Below are 2357 nucleotides of genomic sequence, written 5' to 3' on the forward strand. Positions count from 1 at the left end.
CCGGGCTCCTCGTCGCGTTCCTCCTCCGGCCGCCCCGTTTCGAGCAGAGCCGGATCGGAGTTCCGATGCGCCGGTGCCTGGGCTGCTAGCTCCGTTTCAGACAGGAATTCCGCCGAACCGGCCAGCTGGAGCGCAATCTTCGTTTCCGCAAGCCAACGGAGGCGATCGTCGAGCCGGTACAGGAAACATGCCAGCAGCAAATCGCCCGCTATAGTTTCAGGGGAAACGCGTCCTGTTGTGCCGCACGGAGCGCATCAGCCAACTGAGTCCGAAAAGCTTTTGCTTCTTCACTCAGGAGCTCCAACCGCTCCAATACCTCCACGATGGGCTCGTCCGTCGACAAGCCCGCTTCCTGATCGTCGAGCAATCGCTCCGCGGAGTCCACGACAACGTCGAATTTGGCTGCGTAGTCGAGGGATTCACGCGACTTCGACAGTGTGTTTGGTGAAACCGCAGGGTTTCTCAAACCCGTGATGGATGTAAACTCTTTCCGCACCTGTTCTTCCGCGCGCCCCTCCTGAAATTGCTCGAGCAGTTCCACGGCGCGCGCGAGAATTCTGTCGACGCGGTGAAGAAGATCTGCATGAGATCTGGACGAGACTGATCCTCTGCGCTGGCGCGGGGTGTCGGTGTCATTCCAGGACGGGGAGGGGGCTGGACTGTGTTCCGGATTCGCCTCCCCGATCAAGGGGCTACTCATCGGGCCGAGTGGCGATTCCGCTGGCGTGCCTTGCGCCACGGGCGTTTGCGGGGTTAGCGGCTCCAGGCCAGCCCGACCGCGCCGGATTGCCGAAAACGGATTCAATCTTGAGGCTGTGGAGCGTATCACCGAGACGATTCGAGATTTCAGGCTGGGGCGCTCTACGACGGCATCGGCGCGAGTAGGGGTTTCCCGCGCCGCGCCTGTCGAAATGCCATGCGTCAGGGAGCCCTGCCGAAGCACGATTCGCCTGTTTTTGAACCGGCCTTGATTGACGCCGGACCCTGCCCCCGCCGGTTCGACGGATACCCCGCCGTGCAGCCTTGAGGGCGCTCGAGAATCCACGTCCATAGCTATGATCGCTCCCTGTACCCGTTTGCGACGTTGGCACGTTGATGGTCCCTGACATCAATGCGTCCATGCATGCACACCGGAGCGCTCTCGAAGAATCGGCGATGTCGTGCATCGGCGGGCCGCTCCGACTGGTTTCGTTCTGTTGTGTTCGCCGCGATGAGCGACGAGTCCCCAAGTTCCTGAAGACTCGGACCATCGCATTCGCTCAAAGTTCCTTGACTGAATCACCGTTCGTTGACTGGACAGCGGGCCGGGAATCGCGCGACCATGCGAACGCCCGATCACGAGCGGGTCTCGACGTCTCTCACCACGGTACTGGTGGCCGATGCACTGGCAAATCCCGGCTCCGCTGGAAACCGCCCGGGTCCGCACCGCCGGCGGATCACAGGTGATTCTCAGACGGCATGGCAATCCTGCCGGCCCCCGCATCCTCCTGACCCACGGCAACGGGCTCGCGGCCGACCTGTGCTATCCCTACTGGTCGCTGTTGACCGATCGATACGACCTGGTTCTCTACGATCTGCGCAGTCACGGCTGGAACCCGGTCGGCGATCTCCTGACACAGAATTTCCCGACCCTGGTCGGCGACAACGGGTACGTGGCCAGAGCGATCGGCAGGCATTTCGGGGAGAAACCGATGGTCGGCATCTACCATTCGGTGTCGGCGTTGGTCGCGCTATGCGATGCACTCCGGGAAAAAGCGGAGTTTTCCGCGCTGGTGCTGTTCGACCTCCCGATCTGCCCGCCAGGCGGCACTCCCGAGGATCTCGAGGAATCGCTCGGGCGTGTGGCGGCGCGCACCCGGAAGCGTCAGGGTTGGTTCGAGTCCCGGGCGCACTTCGTCGAGCAGATTCGCCGGGCACGTACTTTTGAACGGTTGCGGCCGGGTGTTGCGGAGCTGTTTGCCGAGACAACGCTGCGCCCGGCCGCGAACGGCGGATACGAACTGCGTTGTCCCATCGAACACGAGGCGGTGATCTACGAATATGGGTTCGGATGGGCGATGCAGACGCAATTGGCGCTTGAGCAGGTTGCCCTGCGGTGTCCCGTGAAGGCCATTGGCAGCGACCCGACCGTGCCGTATTCGTTTCTGCCCGGCATGGACCTGCGTCTGCTGACCAAACTCAATTACGACTTCCTGCCCGACACCACGCACTTCCTTTTACTTGAGAACCCGGAGGAGTGCGCGGCTCTGACGATGGAATTCCTGGATCGATCCGGGGTCGCCTGAAACGCTCCGGCTGCCCCGAACTGCCTCAGGGACCCAGCATTCCCTGCAAGCGATCCGCCAGCCGCAGGCAGG

At 62.4% G+C, this 2357-nt stretch carries 3 protein-coding genes; 1 reads left to right on the forward strand and 2 read right to left on the reverse strand.

Annotated features, from left to right (window positions below; all coding sequences use genetic code 11):
- Positions 1–200, reverse strand: a 200-nt coding sequence (locus OXG98_07505) for a hypothetical protein (protein ID MCY3771848.1), incomplete at its 3' end; no start/stop codon positions are given.
- 8 nt (positions 201–208) lie between these two features.
- Complete coding sequence (locus OXG98_07510; GenBank protein ID MCY3771849.1) at positions 209–541, reverse strand: hypothetical protein; 333 nt, start codon at positions 539–541, stop codon at positions 209–211.
- Positions 542–1379: 838 nt separating this feature from the next.
- Here OXG98_07510 and OXG98_07515 point away from each other — a divergent pair.
- The gene (locus OXG98_07515) at positions 1380–2285 is read left to right on the forward strand and encodes an alpha/beta hydrolase (protein MCY3771850.1); all 906 of its coding nucleotides are present in this window, start codon (positions 1380–1382) and stop codon (positions 2283–2285) included.
- The last annotated feature ends 72 nt before the right edge of the window (positions 2286–2357 follow it).

The organism is Gemmatimonadota bacterium (genome assembly GCA_026706345.1).
In the GTDB taxonomy this organism is placed as follows: Bacteria; JAAXHH01; JAAXHH01; order JAAXHH01; family JAAXHH01; genus JAAXHH01.

Excerpts from the sequence above, each read along its gene's own strand:
- OXG98_07515 (MCY3771850.1), top strand. The coding sequence starts at position 1,380 with ATGCACTGGCAAATCCCGGCTCCGCTGGAAACCGCCCGGGTCCGCACC.